Here is a 15429-nt window from a genome sequence, read left to right on the forward strand (position 1 = left end):
GCAAGAAGCCGCGAGGACGCTGGTATTTGAGTTCATATCGTTGATTTATCAGTGAGTTATGCGATGAAGTTTACAGGGGCAATGCCTCGTTTACAAGCTCTTTGAGGGCTTAAGTTGAGAGCATTGCTGTGCGGGGCGGCACTTACTTTCTTTGCCGCCGCAAAGAAAGATAAGCAAAGAAAGCGGCTCAAACCGCTAATTCTTAAGCGGGTCCCCTGGCTTGGAGGGGGTAGTGGTGCATCTGGAATCCGTGCCCTCGCACCTTCAGCGTCAGTGACAAAGGGCTCATCAGCTCCCACTCCGCACTGCGTGCGTCGCGGATAAGTCTGCCAGGGAAACCAGGGGCTTCGTTCGTGTGCGGTGGGTGCCATCGGCTTCGCCTCGGCGATGCAATGACGAGTCAGGGAGCTGTGCACGCTGCGTGAGTGAAAGCGTAGCCGGCGGCTTTATGAAGGACCCTTCGGCGTGCGCAGCGCCGCCGGAAGTATGACTGCTTTGTCACCAGGGCCGAATGTGCGAGGGCACGGATTCCAGATGCGCCACTACCGTGGCTGTGCGGGGGACCCGCTTAAGAATTAGCGGTTTTAGCCGCTTTCTTTGCTTATCTTTCTTTGCGGCGGCAAAGAAAGTAAGTGCCTGCCCCGCACAGGGGCGAACGCTAATAGACCAATAAGAACTCAAGGAAAGGCCAACGCCGCAGGCATACAGACGAACAAGCGCCGCACAGGCAAAAAAAACCGTTACAAAACCCTGGCAAGAAGCGACAAAACCATAGAAAGCACAAGCGTCGACATAAACGGAAACGGATACTCCCGCCCAAAGAGCCGCAAAGTGACATCACCAGGCATCCGCCCAATCCCAATCTTCCTGAGCCACGGCCAGCAGGCCGACAACACCGCCACCGCAATAAACGTAGTCAACAGCCAGCGGATCATCGCCAACCCCTAAGGCAAAAAATCACAGCGTATGTGACCGGTCGCCACTGGAAAACGCCTGCAGCGTGTCATCCAGCCCGCGCGAAAACGCAATCACCTTGAACAACTCGCCCATCTCCGCTTCAGACAATAACTTCTGCACCGCATTCGCCGCAGGCAAAAACCTCGCTGTATCCGAAGGATCGAGCGCCGACAACGCCTCGGTAATCCCCGCATTCAACAAGAACCGCGCTTGCGAAGTGAACCCCAGTAAGTCCGCACCAGCCTCGACGCCGGCTTCGGCGATGCCGGTAAACTCCACGTGCGCCGTAATGTCCTGCAAGCCCGGATAAACAAACGGATCGCCATGCGCCCGGTGCCGGTAATGACACATCAACGTGCCCTGCGCACGCTGCTCATGGTAGTACTCGTGGCGCGGAAAACCATAGTCGATAAAGAACGCCGCGCCACGCGTGAGCATCGTGCAAATGGTCCGCGTGAACGCCCGGGCGGCGTCGTGCGTCTCGGTCACGTAGTCGTCGCCAGTCGTTTCGATCTCAGCCAGAAACGCAATGTCCGCAGCCTCCGATACCAGACGGTCGTCGAAAGCAAAAACCTCATCCCGCCACACCACGCCGCGCTCGTGCCAGGCGCCGCCGGTAAAGGCGAAGAGCCGCACAGGCATGGCGTCCAGCACCTCGTTGCCGATCACCACGCCTTCGAATCTTTCCGGCAATGTGTCCAGCCAGCGCACCTTCGCGGCCAGCGCCGGTGCGGCGGCTTCGATCGTTTCACGTTGGCGCTCGCGCAATTCACCCGACAAATCCACGATCGAGTAACTGTCGAATTCGACGCCTAGCGCGTCGAGCGCGTTCAGCAAGCCGGCGGCGAGTTTGCCCGTGCCGGCGCCAAATTCCATCAGGTCGCGCGTGCCGCTCGCCTGCAAGGCCTCGGCGAGCGGGCCAGCGAGCGTCGTGGCGAACAGCGGGGACATTTCCGGCGCCGTCACAAAGTCGCTGCCGTCGTCGCCGCGCAGGCCGAATTTGCGAGCGCCGCCGCTGTAATAACCGAGTCCCGGCGCGTAAAGCGCGTGCTCCATGTAGCGGTCGAATGGCAGCCAGCCGTCGGCGGCTTCGAGCTCCGCGCGGATCTGCGCAACCAGCGCTTCGGACTGCGCAAGCGCGCTCGGGCCGGGAGCAGGTAAACTATCGGGTTGGTGAGCTTTCGGATTCATCCCCACATTGTAAATGACCGCCTCTCTGGACACCGCCGCCCGCGCGCCTGAAACGCCGCGCATCGTGCTGATTACCGGCGCCGCCCGCCGTATCGGGCGGGCGCTCGCGCTCGGCTTCGCCGCGCGTGGCTGGGACGTAGCAGTCCATTACGGCGCGTCGCGGGAGGAGGCTGACGGCGTGGTCGCGGAAATCGTCGCCTTGGGCCGCCGTGCGGTGGCGTTGCACGCGGAATTGGGCGACGAGGCCCAGGTCGAGCAGCTTTTGCCGGCCTGTATGGCCGCGCTGGGCCGCCCGGCGTGTATCGTCAACAATGCGTCGCGCTTCGAAGAAGACACGGCACGCAACGTCGGTTACGACCTGCTGCTGAAGCTCACCGCAATGAATCTCGGCGCGCCGCTGGTATTGGCGCGTATGCTGTTCGAGGCCACGCCGGAGGCCGCGCGTACCGATGAAAGCCAGCGGGGCGTGGTCATCAATGTGTTGGACCAGAAGCTGTACAACATGAACCCGGACTATCTGTCCTATACGCTGTCGAAAGCCGCGTTGCAGACAGCGACCGTTGCGCTGGCCCAGGCGTTGGCGCCGAAAGTGCGCGTGGTCGGGCTCGCACCCGGTCTGACGATGCAATCCGGCGATCAAACGCCGGCCAGTTTTGAAGAAGCTCACCGTACTACGCCTTTGGGCCGCGCGTCGCGGCCGGAGGATATTGTCGCCGCCGCGCTGTATCTCGCCGATGCAGCGGGCGTCACCGGAACGACGCTGGTGGTCGACGGCGGGCAGCACCTCGTGCCGCTGCCGCGCGACGTAATGTTTTTGACGGGCGCCTGAAGCGCGTGCGTGTCTGTTGCCGGGTCAACCGGCAGCTCGCGCGCGTGTTGAATTGCCCACTTGAGTGCTCCGCGCTCTTTTTTCGACTGGAACGAACATGTTTGCCGCTCTTTCGCATCCCCGGCTCGCCGATTGCCGCCGGCTCTTTCTGCGCAATTACGAAGTGCACATCAACATCGGCGTGCACGACTTCGAAAAGCGCGGCGAACAGCGCGTCGTGATCAACGTCGAACTGTTCGTGCCGCTCGCGCTGTCCACGCCGGTTCAGGACAAATTGAACGAAGTCGTCGATTACGATTTCATGCGCTCGACCATCGCGCGCCGCGTCGAACAAGGTCATATTCACCTGCAGGAAACCCTCTGCGACGACCTCGTCAACGCTTTGCTCGCTCATCCGCAGGTGCGCGCCGTGTGTGTGTCGACCGAAAAGCCGGACGTTTATCCCGACTGCGATGCCGTGGGCGTCGAAGTCTTCCGTATCAAAGAGGATTGAGCCATGAATGCTCAGGAAATCCTGAACGACACCGCGGCCCCTGAGGCTGTGCAGGCCGCACACGCCTCAGCGGTCAAAGCGCCGCTCACGCGCCGCGAGCAGAAGGAAGCCTACGAGAACAACAAGCTGTTCAAGCGGCTCGCGCGCCAGGTCGGTGAGGCGATCGGCGACTTCAATATGATCGAGGAAGGCGACAAGGTGATGGTGTGCCTGTCGGGCGGCAAGGACAGCTACGCGATGCTCGAAATCCTGATGCGGTTGCGCGAACGCGCGCCGATCAACTTCGACATCGTCGCGGTGAACCTCGACCAGAAGCAGCCGGGCTTTCCGGAGCATGTGCTGCCCGAATACCTGAAGCAACTCGACATTCCGTTTCATATCGAGAACCAGGATACGTACAGCATCGTCAAGCGGCTGGTGCCAGAGGGCAAGACGACCTGCTCGCTGTGCTCGCGCTTGCGTCGCGGCATTCTGTATCGCGTAGCGGGCGAGCTCGGCGCGACCAAGATCGCGCTCGGCCATCATCGCGATGACATCCTGCAAACGCTGCTGCTGAACATGTTCTACGGCGGCAAGCTGAAGGGCATGCCGCCCAAGCTGCAATCGGACGACGGTAAGAACATCGTGATTCGTCCGCTCGCTTACGTGAAGGAAACCGATCTGGAAAAGTACGCGGAGCTGCGCGAATTCCCGATCATTCCGTGCAATCTGTGCGGCAGCCAGCCGAACCTGAAACGCGCGGAAATGAAGGCGCTGATTCGCGATTGGGAGAAGCGCTTCCCGGGCCGTATCGAGAACATGTTCAATGCGTTGTCGAACATCGTGCCGTCGCACCTGATGGATCACGAGCTGTTCCCGTTCGCCGGCTTGCGTACAAGCGGCGAGGCCGATCCGCAAGGCGATATCGCCTTCGATGAAGAGCCGTGTTCAACCGATGTCGGCGACGGCGCGCCGCTCAATGGCGCGAAACCGATCTCGATCGTCCAGTTCGACGATATGTGAGCGTCGTAGAAACACGCGGAAACGTGCGTGAAACGTGTGATTCCGCGCATTTCTGTCCGCTGTGAGGCCGCGCGAGCGGCCTTTGTCGTCATGGGCAGCATGATAGAATCGTCGGCTCCAAACTCGTCCAATTGCCGACGCCATGAACATCGTGATTTTGGCGGCAGGCACCGGTAAGCGCATGCGGTCCGCGCTTCCCAAGGTGCTCCATCCCCTGGCCGGCCGGCCGCTCCTCGCTCATGTCATCGACACTGCTCGCGCGCTCAAACCCAAGCGTCTGGTCGTGGTGGTCGGTCATGGCGCCGAAGCCGTGCGTCAAGCGGTAGCGGCACCGGACGTCCAGTTCGCCGCGCAGGAGCAGCAACTCGGCACCGGCCACGCGGTACAGCAGGCGTTGCCGCTGCTCGATCCGTCCGAACCCACGCTGGTGCTGTACGGCGATGTGCCGCTCACGCGCGCCAGCACGCTGCAGGCGCTGACCGATCGCGCGGGCCGGGACGGCTACGGCGTTCTCACCGTCACGCTCGACGACCCCAGCGGCTATGGCCGCATCGTGCGCGATCAGCACGGCAAGGTGTCGCGCATCGTCGAACAGAAAGATGCGACGCCCGAGCAGCTCGAGATTGCCGAGATCAACACGGGCATCATCGTCGCGCCGACCGGGCGCCTCGGCGGCTGGCTCGCCGCGTTGAAAAACGACAACGCACAAGGCGAGTTCTACCTGACCGACGCGGTCGAGATGGCAATCGAAGCCGGGCTCGAAGTCGTCACCACCCAGCCGGACGAAGCGTGGGAAACGCTCGGCGTGAATAGCAAGCAGCAGCTTGCCGAACTCGAACGGATTCATCAGCACAATGTCGCCGAGGCGTTGTTGGTGGCGGGCGTGACGCTCGCCGATCCGGCTCGTCTTGATGTGCGCGGTACGCTCGAATGCGGCCGCGACGTCTCGATCGACGTGAACTGCGTATTCGAAGGCCGCGTCACGCTGGCCGACAACGTGACTGTCGGGCCGAATTGCGTGATCCACAATGCGACGATCGGCGCCGGTACGCGCGTCGACGCGTTCACGCATATCGAAGGCGCCGAAGTCGGGGCGAACGTTGTGCTCGGCCCCTATGCGCGGCTGCGCCCGGGCGCGTCGTTGCAGGACGAGTCGCACGTCGGCAACTTCGTCGAGGTGAAGAACGCGGTGCTCGGCCATGGCTCGAAGGCGAACCATCTTACGTATATCGGTGATGCGGATATCGGGGCGCGCGTGAATATCGGCGCGGGTACCATCACCTGTAACTACGACGGCGCGAACAAATTCCGCACGATCATCGAGGACGACGTGTTCGTCGGCTCGGACACGCAACTCGTGGCGCCCGTGCGCGTGAAGCGCGGTGTGACGATCGCGGCGGGCACCACGGTCTGGAAGGATGTCGAAGAAGACATGCTGGTCCTGAACGATAAAGCTCAAACAAGCAAGCCGGGCTATGTCCGTCCGGTCAAGAAGAAAAGTTGATGGGCGTGACGCGCGCGCGGAGCGCGCTCCCTGAAACCCAGCACTGAAAAGGAATAAGCCATGTGTGGCATTGTCGGCGCGGTTGCACAACGTAATATCGTCCCCGTCCTGATCGAAGGACTGCGTCGCCTCGAATACCGCGGCTACGATTCGTGCGGCGTGGCCGTGCTCGGCGACAGTGGGCCGCGTCGTGCTCGCAGCGTCGCGCGCGTTGCCGATCTGGACGAGCAAGTGCATGAGAGCCACCTTGAAGGCATCACGGGTATCGCGCATACGCGCTGGGCGACGCATGGCGCGCCGGTGACCGACAACGCGCACCCGATCTTCTCGAAAGATGCGCTCGCGTTGGTACACAACGGCATCATCGAAAACTACGAATCGCTACGCGAAATGCTGCGAGGCAAGGGTTACACGTTTGTTTCGCAGACCGATACAGAGGTTATTGCACACCTGATTCACAGCCTGTATCGCGGCGATCTGTTTGCCGCGGTGCGTGAAGCCGTCGCGCAATTGCACGGCGCGTACGCGATCGCGGTGCTGCATAAGGATCAGCCGCATACGGTGGTCGGCGCGCGGCAAGGTTCGCCGCTGGTGGTGGGACTCGGCAACGGTGAGAACTTCCTCGCTTCGGATGCGCTGGCGCTTGCCGGCAGCACCGAACGCTTCATCTTCCTGGAAGAAGGCGACGTCTGCGAACTGTCGCTCGAGGGCGTGCGTATCGTCGATCGTGACGGCATCGAAGCGCAGCGCGAAGTGCGCCTGGTCGCGGCGTATGGCGGCGCGGTCGAACTCGGCCCGTATCGTCACTTCATGCAGAAGGAAATTTTCGAGCAACCGCGTGCGATTACCGACACGATCCCGCAAGCCGATTCGTTCGACGCGTCGCTGTTCGGCGAGGGTGCCGACAAGGTGTTCGCGGATATCGACAACCTTCTGATTCTTGCGTGCGGCACGAGCTACTACTCGGGACTGACCGCGAAGTACTGGCTCGAATCGGTCGCGAAGATTCCGACCCAGGTGGAAATCGCCAGCGAGTATCGCTACCGTGAGTCGGTGCCGAATCCGAAGTCGCTGGTGGTGGTGATCTCGCAGTCGGGCGAAACGGCCGACACGCTGGCGGCGCTCAAGCATGCGCAGTCGCTGGGGCATAAACATACGCTTTCGGTGTGCAATGTCGGCACGAGCGCGATGGTGCGCCAGACGGAATTGTCGTTCCTGACCCATGCGGGCCGCGAGATCGGCGTGGCGTCGACGAAAGCCTTCACGACGCAATTGGTCGCGCTGTTCGTGCTGGCCGCGACGCTTGGGAAGCTGCGTGGACAGGTGAGCGCGGAGCAGGAAGCCGAGTATCTGAAGCAGCTGCGCCACTTGCCGGCGGCGTTGAATAGCGTGCTGGCGCTGGAGCCACAGATCATCGCGTGGTCGGAAGAGTTTTCGCGCAAGGAACATGCATTGTTCCTCGGGCGCGGCTTGCATTACCCGATCGCGCTTGAGGGCGCGTTGAAGCTCAAGGAGATTTCCTATATTCACGCGGAGGCGTATCCGGCTGGCGAGTTGAAGCATGGGCCGCTGGCGCTCGTGACGGAAGCAATGCCGGTGGTGACGGTGGCGCCGAATGACGCGCTGCTGGAGAAGCTGAAGTCGAATATTCAGGAAGTGCGCGCGCGGGGCGGTCAGCTTTATGTGTTCGCGGACGCGGACACGAAGATCGTGAATGACGAAGGCCTGCATGTGATCCGGATGCCGGAGCACTACGGCTTGCTGTCGCCGATTCTGCACGTGGTGCCACTGCAATTGCTGGCTTATCACACGGCTTGTGCGCGTGGCACGGATGTGGACAAGCCGCGGAACCTGGCGAAGTCGGTTACGGTGGAGTGAGGCTGGTAAGGCGCAGGCGCAAATAAAAAAGGACCCGGGCATGTTGCCGGGTCCTTGACCTCCATGTCCGGCGAAACGAATTCAGCTCTCCGGTAGTTCACCGATGTATTCGTAAGCGACCGACACTTTTGGATGCCTGAACCAGCCTGGATCGCGATAATCGTTGCGGCCAAGTCCCTCACGAACCTTCACGACAGTGAACATGCCGCCCATTTCCAGCGGGCCGACTGGGCCACGTCCCGGTCATCACCGGCAACGTGTTGTCGGGTAGTGGCATCTCCATTTCGCCCATCGCGCCCCCCGTGCTGCCCATCGCCGCCCTCACTTCCTCTCCACCTCCACCGCAGCCGCTGAAACAAACTCCGCCCGCACGCTGTCGCCGACTTTCAACTCATTGAGCGGAATGTCAGCCGCTGCTCTTAGCACCTGCTGATGCTTCGGCCCACGTAGCGTCACCATCCGGCTCTTGCGGTCGATTTTCAGTACCGTCGCGACAACCTGCACTCTATGCGCCGACGACGCGTATCCCCCTGAAGCTGGTATCGCCGCCGTCGTCTCGATGCGTTCACGCACCCCTTTGGTCGTCACCTTGTCGATGTGAAGCAGCAGCGCCTGCTGGTACGCGATGTTCAGCTTGTCGCCGACGCGCAGTTTCCTGACATCGGCCAATTGGGGATTGACGTCGACATCCGCCAGATGGCCGTGCGGGCCACGCAGCGTGACGCTGTTGGTGGCGGGGTAGATCGCTACAACCTGGACCTGGGCGTGAATGACCTCGGCTTTTCCGAGCGCCACCTGCCCGGCATCGGCGTTAGCGTCCTGAGCGAAGCCAGATTGACAGCAAGCGGCCATCAACACCGCCGCACTCCACATCGCCGCGGCCGGTGAGCCTGCTTTGCGTAGACGAGTCATCCGTTGCTCCCAAAGTGACCATCTCAAATGACAATCCCGAGTGACCAACCTAAGCAACCCAAAACCCCAAGCTACGCTTACAGCTCCGGACGCGCCAGGTCGCTGGTCACGATGTGCTCGCCATACACCTGCGCCGCCGCGACGGCTTCCAGCTTGGTCGCGTAAGGCCCGAGCTCCGGCGCGCCGTCGAACGGGAACAGCACGCGGCCATCGGTGGTTCGAACCACTTTCAACACACCGAAAAAACGCCGGTAGCCCGCCAGCTTCGATGTCGCCGACACTTCAAAATCGTCCTCCGACGTCGCGGGGACGCTGGGAATAAATACGGTCTTGCTCATACCTGAAAACTTCTCTTGTTCAATGGGCCGGCCCCTGCTCGACAGGCCAAGGCTACGCCCGGTTGTCCCGGGAAGACGGTCACCGGCGGCCTCATTGTCTCAAATCCCGGCGCATTCAACCGGATGCCTGATTAGCGGACCAGCGCCGCCCGCTTTTCGCGTCGTTGATCAACGGAGCCTGCCCGGCAGGCCGTGCGCCAGATCAGGCGCCGTTGACCGCCGCCGCATGGTCGGCCGCTAGCGCGACGTCCCGCTCGGTCACCTTCACGAAGCTCGGCCGCGAGCAGATGCGCTGGGCATACTCGAGCACGACCGGCGTCTCAGGCACCAGCTTGAACATCATCCCCCAATGCAACGCGATGCCCCACAAGATATCCGCAGCCGACATCTTGTCTCCAAGCAAATAGGGCGATGCCTGTAGCTGGCTTGTCACTGTCCCGAGCATCGAGTCGAAATCACCGTAGGGCGAGGTAGAGGGCGGCGCCGGTTCGCGCTTCATCGCCTTGTCGACCAACGCCGGCTCGTAACAGGCCGCGTAGTACGCCAGCCATCGCAGATACGGCCCGCGCGTCGGATCGTCGAGCGCCGGCGCGAGGCCCGCTTCAGGAAACAGGTCGGCCAGATAGATAACGATGGCGACCTGTTCGGTGATCAGCGCATCGCCGTGAAGGATCGCCGGCACTTTGCCGAGCGGATTGATCGCGAGATACGGCGCCTTGCGCTGCTCGCCGGCCTTCATGTTCAGCACCTTCAGCTGATACGGGACGCCGAGTTCTTCGAGCAGCGTGACTGCGCTGACAGAGCGGCATTGCGGCGAGTGGAACAGCGTGATCGTGCGGTCGGTGGTCATGGCGGGGCCTTCTAAGTGAGTGTCTCGTGGGAAGAGCCAGCGTCCATCAGGCGCCGGATGTCCCTATCCTATGCGCCTATACCTGTCAGTTTGTGTCAGGTATGACTACACTTATCCGGATGAGAGCCAGCCGCCTCCTTTCCATCCTGATGACCTTGCAGGCGCGTGGACGCGTGACCGCGCAGTCGCTCGCTGACGAATGCGCGGTCTCGCTACGCACCATCTATCGCGACGTCGACGCCTTGTGCGCCGCAGGGGTCCCGGTCCACAGCGAACGTGGCGCGGAAGGCGGCTATCGCCTGCTCGACGGATACCGTACGCGTCTGAACGGTCTGTCGTCGCAGGAAGCGGAGGCGTTGTTTCTCGCCGGTTTGCCGGGACCGGTGCAGGCGCTCGGTCTTGGCGCCGTGATGGCCGGTGCGCAGACCAAGTTGCTTGCCGCGCTGCCGGTCGAATTGCGCTCGACCGCGGAGCGCATGCGTTCGCGTTTTCACCTCGACGCCCCGGCCTGGTTTTCCGACGCGGATCAGCCCGCGAATTTGCCGTTGATCGCCAGCGCGGTGTGGGAACAGCATCCGCTGCAGATTCGCTATCAGAGTTGGAAAGCCGAAAAGTTTCGCCGGATCGAACCACTCGGCATCGTGCTGAAAAGCGGGGCCTGGTATGTGGTTGGGCGAGTCGGCACGGACATTCGCATCTATCGCATTTCGCGCATTCTCGAGTTGAGCCGGCTGGACGAGACGTTCGAGCGCCCACTCGCCTTCGATCTGACGGCTTACTGGCAAGACAGCACGCAACGTCTGTCCGAAGAGATGCATGCGAACGAAGCGACGCTGCGTCTGTCGCCGTGGGGCATGCAGATGCTCGAAGTCTTTACCTCACCGTTCGCACGGTCAGCCGCGAAAATCGGCGAGCCGGATCCGGCCGACGGCTGGCGCACGGTCACCCTGCCGGTCGGCTCGATGAGGCAGGCGTGCGCGGAGCTGCTGCGTTTTGGCACCGAGGCCGAGGTGCTGGCGCCGCCCGAATTGCGTGCGTGCATGAGGGAGGTTGCGGCGGCGCTGCATTGCCGCTACGCGCAATGAAGGCATCGTTTCGCCATTTCAGCGAACGATATATATCGCTTGAGATGATCGATATGTGACGTGACGGTGACGCGCTTCACGGCACCGTCATACATGCTACATACAGTTTGCCCGCGAATAAAACTCTAATCCCCAGGGGCAAAAACAATGTCACAGCGCAGCGGGTTGCGTGCTTTCTTCATGGTCGTTTGCGCGGCCTTAGTTGGTGTTATCGTCGCCGCGTGCGGATCATCGTCGTCCTCGTCGCTCACTCAGACCGGGCAGCAGCAGATCAAGCACGTCTTCGTCATCACGCTCGAAAACGAAAACTACGCGACCACCTTCGGCGCGAACAGCAAGGCACCGTATCTGTCGCAGACGCTGGCTTCACAAGGCGCGATGGTGCAGCAGTACTACGGCACGGGGCACGTGAGCCTCGACAACTACATCTCGATGCTCAGCGGTCAGGCGCCGACGCCGGAAACGGACAACGACTGCATTACCTATCAGGACTACAAGCTGACGGGCACGACGCCGGACGGTCAGGCGATCGGCTCGGGTTGCGTGTATCCCGCCAGCATCAAGACGCTGCCGGACCAGCTGACGGCCGCTGGCTTGACATGGAAGGGCTATGAAGGCGACATGGGCAACGACCCGACGCGCGAAGCTGCCACCTGCGGCCACCCGACGCTCAACACGACCGACCTGACCCAATCGGCCGAAGCGCCGAGCGCGGCGGTACCGCTGGGCGATCAGTACGCGACGCGTCACAACCCGTTCATGTATTTCCACTCGATCATCGATTCGCCGAACTGCGGCCAGAACGTCGTCAACCTGAACAAACTCACGGCCGATCTGCAATCGATCTCAACCACCGCCAACTTCAACCTGATTACGCCGAGCCTGTGCGACGACGGCCACGATTCGCCGTGTGTGAACGGCCAGCCGGGCGGACTGGTCAGCGCGAACACGTTCCTGCAAAAGTGGGTGCCGATTATCACCGCCTCGCCGGCGTTCCAGCAGGACGGTCTGTTGATCATCAACTTCGACGAAAGCAGTTACGCGTCAGTGACCCAGCCCTCGGCGGGCCAAACGCAACTGACCTTTGCGGGTACAACCTGCTGCAGTCAGCAGCCTGGTCCGAACCTGCCGGCGTTCCCGGAGACTTCGTCGCTGTCGTACAAGGGCGCGACGATCAATCTGACCAAGCAGAGCTTTGGCGGTGACCAGACCGGTGCGGTGATGATCTCGAAGTTCATCAAGCCGGGCACGGTGTCGACGGTGCAGTACAACCACTACTCGATGCTCAAGAGCATTGAAGACATCTTCCAGCTCGGTCATCTGGGCTATGCGGGGCAGGCCGGCCTGGTCGGGTTCGGCAATGACATTTTCACGAACCTGTAAGTGACTCGATGCTGTTTTCTGCAACCGGATTCACCGTGAGCACAGCCACCCGATTGGCGGCGCTCGCCGCGCTGGCCAGTGCCGTATGGCTGCCGCTCCCGGCAGCCGCAGCGTCGGCGCCGGCCGACGCGAAGCCCGTCTACAGCGATGCCGCAGCGCTCGGCAAACTGATGTTCTTCGACGCATCGTTGTCGGCCTCGGGCAGGATGTCGTGCGCGAGCTGTCATAGCCCGTCGCACGCGTACGGGCCGCCCAACGGCCTGGCTGCTCAGCTGGGTGGTCCGGACATGCGCTCGCAAGGCACGCGCGCCGTGCCGAGCCTGCGCTATGTGCTGAACCGCACGCCGATGTGGAGTCATGCGCAGGCGGCCAGCCTGTCCGAGCGCCTGAGCGAGACGGACAACGCGCCGGTCGGCGGCTTCGGCTGGGACGGGCGCTTCAACCGTCTGCACGATCAGGCGAGCTTCCCGCTGTTCAATCCGGACGAGATGGCCAACAAGGACCCGGCGGCCGTGCTCGCGAAACTGGGGCAGGCACCGTATGCCGCGCGCTTCAAGGAAGTGTTCGGGCAGAACATCTTCGCCGACCCCACCAAGGCTTTCGCGCAGGCGATGTACGCCATCGAGCGCTTCGAACTTGAAGACCCGAGTTTTCATCCGTACACCAGCAAGTTCGATTACTACCTCGATGGTAAATTGCAACTAACGGCACAGGAGTTAAGAGGCAAAAAACTGTTCGACAATCCGGCGGGCGGCAATTGTGCCTCCTGCCACATCGATCAATCGGGTGTTGACGGCTCTCATCCGCTTTTCACCGACTTCAACTTCCAGGCGCTCGGTGTGCCGCGCAATCCGGAGTTGCGTGCGAACGCGGATCCGAAGTATTTCGATATGGGCCTGTGCGGTCCGCTGCGTACCGATCAGTCGAGCGACAGGAGCAACTGCGGACTCTTCAAGTCGGTGTCGCTGCGTAACACCGCGACGCGGCTGGTGTTCTTTCACAATGGCCGCTTCCATACGCTGAAGGACGCGCTGCGCTTCTACGTTCAGCGCGATACGAATCCGGCAAAGTGGTATCCGAAAGACGACCACGGCAAGGTCGACAAATTCAACGACTTGCCGGTTGCGCTGCGCGTGAACGTCGATACCACAGACGAACCGCTCACGCGCAAACAAGGTGAACGTCCGGTCTGGTCGGAGCGGGATATCGACGACGTCGCCGCTTTCCTCGCCACGCTGAACGACGACTACGTGCTGAAACCGAGCAAGTCGAAGTAGCGCGGCGCAGACGCACCAGCCGGCCGCCTTTCCTAAGACGAAATCGGGTCGTTTGGTGCCTCTTTTGGGGGCAGAGCTATAATGCGCGAATCCCCTTTCTTTCCCGTCCTCCGTTATGAGCCGGTTACTTTGCCTGATCGTGCTTTCGCTCGGCCTGATGCAAACCGCAACGGCCGACGAAACCAATGACCGCATGTCCGCGTATCTGACGCAGAAATTCGGCTTGGCAAAGGAAAAGGCTCAAAAGATTTCCGACGCGGTGGAGTCCGCCGCGTCGAAATATTCACTGCCGCCGGCACTGCTGCTGGCGATCATCTCGATCGAATCCCGCTTCAAGGAAAAGGCCAAGGGCGCCAACGGCGCGACCGGGCTGATGCAGGTGGTGCCGGGCGCCCATCGCGGGCTGTTGAGGAACGTCAGGGACCTCACCGAGCCGACCACCAACATCGACGTGGGTTCGGCAATCCTGTACGGCTACATGCGCTCGGCGAACGGAGACATGAACGCGGCGCTCAAGAGTTACGGCGGATCGCAGGCCTACGCGAAGAAGGTGAGCTTGCGCGTTGAAGATTTCACCGACGTCGCCGGACCGCAAGACGTCGCGTCGCGTCCGGACGCACAAGCCAGTATGTGCGAGGCCGACCGTTGCGCGGCGCCGGACAACTGGGCCGACGCTTTTGCGATACCGGCCGGCAACGCCGCCGGCGTGAACGGCGCGGCGGCGTCGCAAAGCACATCGCCCGCAACGCCGCACTGAGCGACAGCACTCTCCTATTTTTCCTCTTTGTCGTGCTCCCGCGCTGAAGCCGCGGACATGAGCCGTCACGTCGTGTAAGGCGGCGCGGGGCGCGCGCTGCGCGCTTTTTACGCACACCTGGCAACCGCTCTACAATGCATTCCCATTCGAGCTTACGCCGCGCCTCTTCCGATCGACCATGTCTACCTCGTTTTCCAAAACTACTGCTGCCGCGCTTCTCGGTCTGCTGACACTTGCCGCTTGCAGCGGCACCCCGCAGCCGAAATTCCAGCAGGAATTGTTCGAAACGGGCGCGAGCCCTTACGCCCGAAATTTCAACTCGAACACCACGGATACCTGCGAGGCGGCGCGCCGCGCACTGCTGAGTCAGGGCTATCTGACGACGATGACGCGCACCGATACCGTCGATGGAACGAAAAATTTCCAGCCGACCGGCGATACACACATCGTCGTCGAGTTTCATGTGGTGTGCACGCCGGGAGAAGAGGCGAGCGATACGAGCATTGTTTACGTCAATGCCGTGCAGAACGGTTTTGCGCTGAAGAAAAGCGATACCTCGGCGAGCGTCGGGCTGAGCGTGCTGGGTTCGCTGTCGCTGCCGATCCGCTCGAACAGCGATGCGATGGTCAAGATTTCGAGTGAGACCATTCCGTCGGGCAAGTTCTACGATCGCTTCTTCGGCCTCGTCGATCACTATCTGCAAACGGTGGTGCGCACACAGCCGGTTGCAAACAGCCGTGTCGAGACGCGCATGTTGCCGGTGCCGGTCGAAGCAACCATTCCAGCGCCGCCACCTGAGATGCCCGATGCAATCGACAAGGCGGCTTCGGCGCAACCGGCAAGCGGAGCCAGCAGCGTGGTGCCTTGATGCATCCACTTAGGGCTGGTCAAGGTCTGATCAGCCTTCGATCTCATCACGCTGCGGTACTTATCCTATGTCTTTTACTTCATACGTATATATATGTAGTAATAG

15 protein-coding genes and 1 pseudogene are annotated in these 15429 nt (G+C 61.6%); 10 read left to right on the forward strand and 6 right to left on the reverse strand.

Annotated elements, in window-relative coordinates; translation table 11 throughout:
* Nucleotides 1-740: 740 nt before the first annotated feature.
* Nucleotides 741-935, reverse strand: coding sequence for a DUF2905 domain-containing protein (locus GNZ12_RS36660; protein ID WP_121108804.1), 195 nt, complete (start codon nt 933-935; stop codon nt 741-743).
* A 22-nt stretch (nt 936-957) separates the two neighbouring features.
* Nucleotides 958-2148: a class I SAM-dependent methyltransferase gene (locus GNZ12_RS36665; protein ID WP_172316942.1), complete on the reverse strand. Its 1191-nt coding sequence runs from the start codon at nt 2146-2148 to the stop codon at nt 958-960.
* A 13-nt stretch (nt 2149-2161) separates the two neighbouring features.
* Between GNZ12_RS36665 and GNZ12_RS36670 the strand changes: the two genes are divergently transcribed.
* From GNZ12_RS36670 to glmS, 5 genes are all read left to right on the forward strand, one after another.
* Complete coding sequence (locus GNZ12_RS36670; RefSeq protein WP_172316944.1) at nt 2162-2977, forward strand: SDR family oxidoreductase; 816 nt, start codon at nt 2162-2164, stop codon at nt 2975-2977.
* A gap of 97 nt (nt 2978-3074) precedes the next feature.
* Complete coding sequence (locus GNZ12_RS36675; protein ID WP_172316946.1) at nt 3075-3470, forward strand: dihydroneopterin aldolase; 396 nt, start codon at nt 3075-3077, stop codon at nt 3468-3470.
* A gap of 3 nt (nt 3471-3473) precedes the next feature.
* Nucleotides 3474-4472 carry a tRNA 2-thiocytidine(32) synthetase TtcA gene (ttcA, locus tag GNZ12_RS36680; protein ID WP_172316948.1) on the forward strand — a complete coding sequence of 333 codons (999 nt, stop codon included), beginning with the start codon at nt 3474-3476 and terminating at the stop codon, nt 4470-4472.
* 142 nt (nt 4473-4614) lie between these two features.
* Nucleotides 4615-5976 (forward strand): bifunctional UDP-N-acetylglucosamine diphosphorylase/glucosamine-1-phosphate N-acetyltransferase GlmU, encoded by a 1362-nt coding sequence (glmU, locus tag GNZ12_RS36685; protein WP_172316950.1) that lies wholly within the window; start codon nt 4615-4617, stop codon nt 5974-5976.
* A 60-nt stretch (nt 5977-6036) separates the two neighbouring features.
* Nucleotides 6037-7854 carry a glutamine--fructose-6-phosphate transaminase (isomerizing) gene (gene glmS / locus GNZ12_RS36690; RefSeq protein ID WP_172316952.1) on the forward strand — a complete coding sequence of 606 codons (1818 nt, stop codon included), beginning with the start codon at nt 6037-6039 and terminating at the stop codon, nt 7852-7854.
* An 81-nt stretch (nt 7855-7935) separates the two neighbouring features.
* Here glmS and GNZ12_RS36695 read toward each other — a convergent pair.
* The 4 genes and pseudogenes from GNZ12_RS36695 to GNZ12_RS36710 all read right to left on the reverse strand — a co-directional run.
* A pseudogene (locus GNZ12_RS36695) lies at nt 7936-8170 on the reverse strand (copper oxidase); the annotation flags it as partial.
* 5 nt (nt 8171-8175) lie between these two features.
* Nucleotides 8176-8766, reverse strand: a complete 591-nt coding sequence (locus GNZ12_RS36700) for a hypothetical protein (protein ID WP_172316954.1) — start codon at nt 8764-8766, stop codon at nt 8176-8178.
* 77 nt (nt 8767-8843) lie between these two features.
* The gene (locus GNZ12_RS36705) at nt 8844-9104 is read right to left on the reverse strand and encodes a DUF6723 family protein (RefSeq protein WP_054040872.1); all 261 of its coding nucleotides are present in this window, start codon (nt 9102-9104) and stop codon (nt 8844-8846) included.
* A 202-nt stretch (nt 9105-9306) separates the two neighbouring features.
* Nucleotides 9307-9954, reverse strand: a complete 648-nt coding sequence (locus GNZ12_RS36710; protein ID WP_172316956.1) for a glutathione S-transferase family protein — start codon at nt 9952-9954, stop codon at nt 9307-9309.
* Nucleotides 9955-10055: 101 nt separating this feature from the next.
* On the opposite strand from GNZ12_RS36710, the gene GNZ12_RS36715 reads away from it, so the two are divergent.
* From GNZ12_RS36715 to GNZ12_RS36735, 5 genes are all read left to right on the forward strand, one after another.
* Nucleotides 10056-11039 carry a helix-turn-helix transcriptional regulator gene (locus tag GNZ12_RS36715; protein WP_235994001.1) on the forward strand — a complete coding sequence of 328 codons (984 nt, stop codon included), beginning with the start codon at nt 10056-10058 and terminating at the stop codon, nt 11037-11039.
* A gap of 147 nt (nt 11040-11186) precedes the next feature.
* The gene (locus GNZ12_RS36720) at nt 11187-12422 is read left to right on the forward strand and encodes an alkaline phosphatase family protein (protein ID WP_172316958.1); all 1236 of its coding nucleotides are present in this window, start codon (nt 11187-11189) and stop codon (nt 12420-12422) included.
* Between the two features lie 35 nt (nt 12423-12457).
* Nucleotides 12458-13699, forward strand: a complete 1242-nt coding sequence (locus GNZ12_RS36725; protein ID WP_328806119.1) for a cytochrome-c peroxidase — start codon at nt 12458-12460, stop codon at nt 13697-13699.
* 115 nt (nt 13700-13814) lie between these two features.
* Nucleotides 13815-14456 carry a lytic transglycosylase domain-containing protein gene (locus GNZ12_RS36730; protein ID WP_172316962.1) on the forward strand — a complete coding sequence of 214 codons (642 nt, stop codon included), beginning with the start codon at nt 13815-13817 and terminating at the stop codon, nt 14454-14456.
* A 178-nt stretch (nt 14457-14634) separates the two neighbouring features.
* On the forward strand, nt 14635-15324 hold the full coding sequence (locus GNZ12_RS36735; RefSeq protein WP_172316964.1) for a DUF2242 domain-containing protein: 690 nt from the start codon (nt 14635-14637) through the stop codon (nt 15322-15324).
* The last annotated feature ends 105 nt before the right edge of the window (nt 15325-15429 follow it).

Source organism: Paraburkholderia solitsugae, assembly GCF_013177695.1.
GTDB classification, from domain to species: Bacteria; Pseudomonadota; Gammaproteobacteria; order Burkholderiales; family Burkholderiaceae; genus Paraburkholderia; species Paraburkholderia solitsugae.